Origin of the sequence: Streptomyces sp. NPDC020597, assembly GCF_044335095.1 — a bacterium.
Classification (GTDB): domain Bacteria; phylum Actinomycetota; class Actinomycetes; order Streptomycetales; family Streptomycetaceae; genus Streptomyces.
The window spans coordinates 24,040-30,808 of sequence record NZ_JBIRUL010000050.1; the positions used below are offsets into that span (position 1 = coordinate 24,040).

The 6,769-nt window shown below is 70.6% G+C and carries 6 protein-coding genes; all 6 read left to right on the plus strand.

Annotated elements, in window-relative coordinates; all coding sequences use genetic code 11:
• Positions 1-170: 170 nt before the first annotated feature.
• The 6 genes from ACH4ZA_RS38780 to ACH4ZA_RS38805 all read left to right on the plus strand — a co-directional run bounded on the left by ACH4ZA_RS38780 (position 171) and on the right by ACH4ZA_RS38805 (position 6,680).
• Complete coding sequence (locus ACH4ZA_RS38780; RefSeq protein WP_398433727.1) at positions 171-1,232, plus strand: sugar ABC transporter substrate-binding protein; 1,062 nt, start codon at positions 171-173, stop codon at positions 1,230-1,232.
• Between the two features lie 46 nt (positions 1,233-1,278).
• Positions 1,279-2,841, plus strand: coding sequence for a sugar ABC transporter ATP-binding protein (locus tag ACH4ZA_RS38785; RefSeq protein ID WP_398433728.1), 1,563 nt, complete (start codon positions 1,279-1,281; stop codon positions 2,839-2,841).
• Positions 2,834-3,877 (plus strand): ABC transporter permease, encoded by a 1,044-nt coding sequence (locus ACH4ZA_RS38790; RefSeq protein ID WP_398433729.1) that lies wholly within the window; start codon positions 2,834-2,836, stop codon positions 3,875-3,877. Before ACH4ZA_RS38785 ends, ACH4ZA_RS38790 begins: the two co-directional genes overlap by 8 nt.
• A 109-nt stretch (positions 3,878-3,986) precedes the next feature.
• Positions 3,987-5,324, plus strand: coding sequence for an L-fuconate dehydratase (locus tag ACH4ZA_RS38795; protein WP_398433730.1), 1,338 nt, complete (start codon positions 3,987-3,989; stop codon positions 5,322-5,324).
• Complete coding sequence (locus ACH4ZA_RS38800) at positions 5,317-6,252, plus strand: amidohydrolase family protein (RefSeq protein WP_398433731.1); 936 nt, start codon at positions 5,317-5,319, stop codon at positions 6,250-6,252. The genes ACH4ZA_RS38795 and ACH4ZA_RS38800 overlap by 8 nt, the downstream gene beginning before the upstream one ends.
• A complete protein-coding gene (locus ACH4ZA_RS38805) occupies positions 6,243-6,680 on the plus strand; it encodes an RbsD/FucU domain-containing protein (RefSeq protein ID WP_398433732.1) in 438 nt (145 codons plus the stop codon). The genes ACH4ZA_RS38800 and ACH4ZA_RS38805 overlap by 10 nt, the downstream gene beginning before the upstream one ends.
• Positions 6,681-6,769: the final 89 nt, after the last annotated feature.

Sequence of the window (6,769 nt, forward strand, 5' to 3'; positions counted from 1 at the left end):
TCCAGGCCTGGGGTGGTCGGGTGGGCCGGAAGTACACGGCAAATTGCACCAAGGGGTAGACACGCCGCCGATCGGCAACCTATAAACATCCCATCTCTCCTGGGCGGCGTCACACGGTCGTCGCCCATGCGAAACATCTCCCGCTACGGGACCAGCGCGAGGAAGTACCCATGAGACTCAGAACCGCCCTCTGTTCCGCTGCCTCCGTCCTCTCCGCGATGGCGCTGCTCAGCGCATGCGGCGGCTCCGGCGCCGCGGCCGGCGCCGACGGCAAGCCGCTGGTCGGCGTCGACTACCCGCGGTCCGACACCGACTTCTGGAACTCGTACATCAAGTACACGCCGGAGTACGCCAAGGAGCTCGGCCTCTCGCTCAAGACCACCAACTCGCAGAACGACGTCGCCAAGCTGACCGCCAACGCGCAGACGTTCATCAGCCAGGGCGTCAAGGGCCTCGCGATGGCCCCGCAGGACACCGCCGCCATCGCGCCGACGCTGGCGCAGCTGGAGGCGAAGAAGATCCCCGTCGTCACGGTCGACACCCGTCCCGACAGCGGCAACGTGTTCATGGTCGTGCGCGCCGACAACCGCGCGTACGGCGAGAAGGCCTGCCAGTACCTGGGCACCAAGCTCGCCGGCAAGGGCAAGGTCGTGATGCTGGAGGGCGGTCTGGACTCCATCAACGGCCGTGACCGCACCGAGGCGTTCAACGACTGCATGAAGAAGAACTTCCCGGACATCAAGGTGTTCGGTGAGGCCACCAACTGGGACGGCGCCGTCGCCGCGCAGAAGCTCCAGACGGACCTGACCGCCAACCCGGACATCAAGGGCGTCTACATGGAGTCCAGCTTCGCCCTCGCCGGCACGCTCCAGGTCCTCAAGCAGAAGGGCCTGCTGGTCGGTCCCGAGGACAAGAAGCACGTCTTCGTCGTCTCCAACGACGGCATTCCGGAAGAGCTGAAGTCCATAGCCGCCGGCAAGATCGACGCCACCGTCTCCCAGCCCGCCGACCTCTACGCCAAGTACGCCCTGTACTACCTCAAGGCCGCCATCGACGGCAAGACGTTCAAGCCCGGAAAGACCGACCACGACAGCACGATCGTCCAGGTCCGTGAGGGACTGCTGGAGGACCAGCTCTCCGCGCCTCTGGTCACGGCCGACGGCGGCACCTACGGCGGCGTGCCGAGCCTGAAGAGCGACGACAAGTCCCTCTGGGGCAACACCCTCGGCTGACAGCCCACCGACGAAGACAACGGCTCACGAACACAAGGCGGTTGAGATGAGCGACGGGGAGCGATCAGTCACCCCCGCGCCCGCCCCGGCGGACGACGGACGGGCCCCGGCGGGCCCGCCCGTCGTCGAGGCGACGGGCATAGTCAAACGATTCGGTCCGACAGTGGCCCTGGACGGGGCCCGGATCACCATCCGGCCCGGTGAGACGCACGCGCTCGTCGGCCGCAACGGAGCGGGCAAGTCGACCCTGGTGTCCGTCCTCACCGGACTGCAGAGCCCGGACGAGGGAACGGTCTCCTTCGGCGGCCGCCCGGCTCCCCGGCCCGCGGACCGCGACGCCTGGCGGCAGCGCGTCGCCTGCGTCTACCAGAAGTCGACGATCATCCCGACCCTGACCGTCGCCGAGAACCTGTTCCTGAACCGGCACGACCACGGCCCGAGCCGGCTCATCAGCTGGAGGGGCGTGCGGCGCCGGGCACAGGACCTGCTGTCCACCTGGTCGGTCGACGTGGATCCGCAGACCCCGGCCGGCGATCTCAGCGTGGAACAGCGGCAGTTCGTCGAGATCGCCCGCGCGCTGTCCTTCGGCGCCCGTTTCATCATCCTCGACGAACCCACCGCCCAGCTCGACGGGGCCGCCATCAACCGGCTCTTCGACCGGATCCGCGACCTGCAACGCCAGGGCGTGACCTTCCTGTTCATCAGCCACCACCTCCAGGAGATCTACGAGATCTGCGACATGGTGACGGTCTTCCGGGACGCCCGGCACATCGTGACCGCGCCGGTCGCCGATCTCCCCCGCACCGAACTCGTCGCCGCCATGACCGGCGAGGCCGCCGGCGAGCGGCGCGAGGAACGGGCGAGCACCCTCGACGCGGACGCGACGGCCGCGCTGAGCGTGCGGGGCATCAGCGGCGACGCCTACCGGGACGTCACCTTCCAGGTGGGCGCCGGTGAGATCGTCGGGCTCGCCGGCGCCGCGGGCAGCGGCCGCACCGAGGTCGCCGAGACGGTCGTGGGACTGCGGTCGTCCGACGGCGGTTCGGTCGAGATCGCCGGACGGCGGCCCCGGCCGGGCAGTGTGCCCGCCGCACTCGCCGCAGGCGCGGGATTCGTCCCCCAGGACCGGCATCACCAGGGCTTCGTGCCCGACATGTCGATCGCCGACAACGCCACCCTGTCCGTGCCCCACCGCATCGGCCGCAACGGGCTCGTCAGCAGCCAGACCCGCGACCGGCTCGCCCGGGGCATGATCGAGAAGCTGGCGATCAAGACACCGGGTCCGGACCTGCCGGTCTCCGCGCTGTCCGGCGGCAACCAGCAGAAGGTCGTCATGGCCCGCGCCCTCGCCGACGACCCCCGGCTGCTGGTCCTGATCAACCCGACCGCGGGCGTGGACGTGCGCTCCAAGGAGTTCCTCCTCGGCAAGGTCGAGGAGACCGCGGACACCGGCACCGGAGTGCTCATCGCCTCCGACGAACTCGACGACCTGCGTATGTGCGACCGGGTCCTGGTGATGTTCCAGGGCCGAGTGACCTTGGAGATCCCGCGCGGCTGGCACGACCACGACGTCGTCGCCGCGATGGAAGGAGTGGACCTCGATGCCTGAAACCGTCCTCGCGGACGCGCCCACGTCCAAGCCCGACCAGCCGGGCGTCAAGCGGACCGCGCTGTTCGGCGGCCGGATACCGCTGGCGCGGCTGCGCGACCTGGCTCTCGTCCCCGCGATCATCGCCATCGCGATCGTCGGTCAGATCGTCAACCCGGTGTTCCTGCAGGCGGACAACCTCATCAACGTCCTGCAGACGATGTCCGAGATCGCTCTGCTGGTGCTCGCCCAGACGATGATCCTGGTCGTCAAGAAGATGGACCTCTCCCTCGAGTCGACGATGGGCCTCGCGCCCGGCGTCGCGGCCTGGCTGGTGGTGCCGACCGGCGCCGGACACGGCCTCGGGCTCCTCCCGGGCGCCTGGGCGATCCCGGTCACCCTCGCCGTGGGCGCCCTCATCGGCGTGGTCAACTCCCTGCTGATCATCCGCTTCGGCCTCAACGGGTTCATCGTCACCCTCGGCATGCTCATCGTCCTGCGCGGCGTCCTCACCGGGATCTCCGGCGGCCAGACGTTCTTCCAGCTGCCCGAATCGATGCTGTACCTCGGCACCGCCCAGTGGTTCGGGATGCCCGCCTCCATCTGGCTCACCCTCACCCTGTTCGCCGTCGCCATCGTGGTGCTCGGCTGGACCAGCTTCGGCCGCTCCCTCTACGCCATCGGCGGCAACGTCGACGCGGCGAAGGCAGCCGGCATCCGCACCGACCGGGTCCTGTGGATCGTCCTGGTCAGCGGCAGTGTGCTCGCCGCCCTCGCCGGGCTGCTGCTGTCCGGGCGGCTGGCCTCCGTCGCCTCCGCCCAGGGCAACGGCTACATCTTCACCGTGTTCGCGGCCGCCGTGATCGGCGGGATCAGCCTCAACGGCGGCAAGGGCACCATGTTCGGCGCCTTCAGCGGCATCCTGCTGCTCTTCATGATCCAGAACGTGCTCACCCTGGCGGGGGTCCCCGCCCAGTGGATCGGAGCCCTCAACGGCCTGATCATCCTGGCCGCGCTGATGATCTCCCGCATCACGGGCGGCAAGGTCCAGGAGTGATTCCGGGCGGCCGTGACCGGGTCACCCGGGACCGCGCGGCCGCCGGACTCCCCCTCGTTCCCCATCTCGTCGCAGGGGCCGTCACCCCCCTGCTCCTCCAGGAGTTGCCATGTCCTCCGCTGTGTCCCCCGCCCCGGCCTCCGCCGCCCGTATCACCGCTCTCGACGTTCTGGACGTGCGTTTCCCGACGTCCGAGCATCTGGACGGGTCGGACGCCATGAACCCCGAGCCCGACTACTCGGCCGCCTACGTCGTCCTGCGCACCGACGCCGGGGACGGTCTGGAGGGCCACGCCCTGGCGTTCACCACCGGCCGCGGCAACGACGTCCAGGCCGCCGCCATCGCGGCGCTCGCCCCGTACGTGGTGGGTCTCCCGGTCGACGAGGTGTGCGGGGATCTCGGCGCGTTCTCCCGCTCGCTCGTCCACGACCCCCAACTGCGGTGGCTGGGACCGGAGAAGGGCGCGATCCACATGGCGACCGGCGCCGTCGTCAACGCGGCCTGGGACCTGGCGGCCAAGCGCGCGGGCAAGCCCGTCTGGCGCTTCCTCGGCGAGATGTCACCCGAGGACCTGGTCGCGCAGATCGACTTCCGCTGGCTCAGCGACGCCCTCACCCCCGACGAGGCCCTCGAGATCCTGCGCCGCGCCGAGCCGGGCCGCGAGGAGCGCATCGCCGGCCTGCTGGAGCGCGGATACCCCGCCTATACCACCACGCCCGGGTGGCTCGGCTACTCCGACGAGAAGCTGGCCCGCCTCGCCCGCGAGGCCGTCGCCGACGGCTTCACCCAGATCAAGCTGAAGGTCGGCGCGTCCCTGGAGGACGACGTGCGGCGCATGCGCACCGCCCGCGCGACGGTCGGCGACTCCATCCGCATCGCCGTGGACGCCAACCAGAGATGGGACGTGCAGCCCGCCATCGACTGGATGCGCGAACTGGCCCCCTACCAGCCGTACTGGATCGAGGAGCCCACCTCCCCGGACGACATCCTCGGCCACGCGGCGGTCCGCAGGGCGCTGAGCCCGATCAAGGTCGCCACCGGCGAGCACATCGCCAACAGGGTCGTCTTCAAGCAGCTGCTCCAGGCCGGTGCGGTGGACATCGTGCAGATCGACTCCGCCCGGGTCGGCGGAGTCAACGAGAACCTCGCCATCCTGCTCCTGGCCGCCAAGTTCGGCGTGCCGGTCTGCCCGCACGCCGGCGGCGTCGGCCTGTGCGAGATGGTGCAGCACCTGTCGATGTTCGACTACGTGGCCGTCTCCGGCACCCTCGAGGACCGGGTCATCGAGTACGTCGACCACCTCCACGAGCACTTCGTCGACCCGGTGCGCATCGCCGACGGCCACTACCTCGCGCCCACCCTGCCGGGACTGAGCGCGGAGATGCACCAGGAGTCGCTGAAGGAGTACACGTACCCCGACGGCCCGGTCTGGTCCGTCCGTGTCTGAGGAACGTGCGCCGACCGGCCCCGGGGAGCTGGTGGACGCCCACCACCATCTGTGGGACCTGGACCGCCGGCCCCAGCCCTGGCTGGACGAGCCCGGCCACGAGCCGATCCGCCGTTCGTTCGGCACGGACGATCTGCGGTCGGACGCCACCCGGCATATCGCCGGCCGGCCGCTGGCGCGCACGGTGGTCGTCCAGTGCGTGACGTCCGTGTCCGAGACCCGGGAGCTGCTCGCCCTGGCCGACGCCGATCCGCTGATCGGCGCGGTCGTCGGCTGGGCCGATCTCACCTCACCGGAGGTCGGTGACGTCCTCGCCGATCTGCTCGCCGGCCCGGGCGGCCGCTTCCTCCGCTCCCTGCGGCACCTCGTCCAGGGCGAGTCGGACCCGCGGTGGCTGCAACGACCGTCCGTGGAGCGGGGGTTGCGGACGCTCGGACAACACGGCCTGGCCTACGACCTGTTGATCCGCGACCACCAGTTCGACCAGGCCGTGCGGCTCGCCGAACGCCTTCCCGAACTGCCCCTCGTGCTCGACCACGCGGGCAAGCCGCCCGTGGCCCGGGGCGACCTGGGCGACTGGGAGCGGGACGTGCGGCGACTGGCCGCCCACCCGCAGGTGCGCTGCAAGGTCTCGGGCCTGGTCACCGAGGCCGACCACCGGAAGTGGACGACCGACGACATCCGCCCCGTGTGGGACGTCCTGCTCTGCGCCTTCGGAGCCGAGCGGCTGATGTTCGGCTCCGACTGGCCCGTCTGCCTTCTCGCGGGCGGCTGGAACCAGTGGGCGGCGACCGTCGAGGAACTCCTCCGCGGCTGCTCCGCCGCCGAGACCGAGGCCGTCCTCGCGGGCGCCGCGACCGGCTTCTACCGACTCGACCCGCCGGACTCGAAGGCCTCCGAACGGAAGAAGGGAACACCGTGCTCCTGACCGACCTGCTGCACCCCGGAATTCTCGAAGCCCTGGCCGGCGCCGGTCACGGCGCCCGCGTACTGCTCGCCGACGGCCACTACCCCGCGAGCACCGCCACCGGCGACCGCGCCCGCATCGTCCATCTGAACCTGGCGCCGGGCCTGTTGGACGTCACCACCGTGCTCGACGTCCTGACGACCGCCCTGCCCGTCGAGTCGGCCCACGTGATGGTGCCGCCCGAGGGGGAACCCGAGCCGCCCGCCATCGGCGAGTACCGCGCCCGGCTAGCGCCCGTCCCCGTCGAGACCCTCGGCCGCTTCGAGTTCTACGACGCCGCCCGCTCGCCCGACCTGGCGCTGGCCATCGTCACCGCCGACGTCCGCACCTACGCCAACCTGCTGCTGACCATCGGCGTCCGCGCTGAAGGGACCCTGACCACCCGATGACGACTCTCGCCGTTCGTTACACCGCTGCCCGTTCGCTGGAGACCGCGTCCGTCGAGGCCTGCCCGCCGGGCCCCGGCGAGGTGGAACTG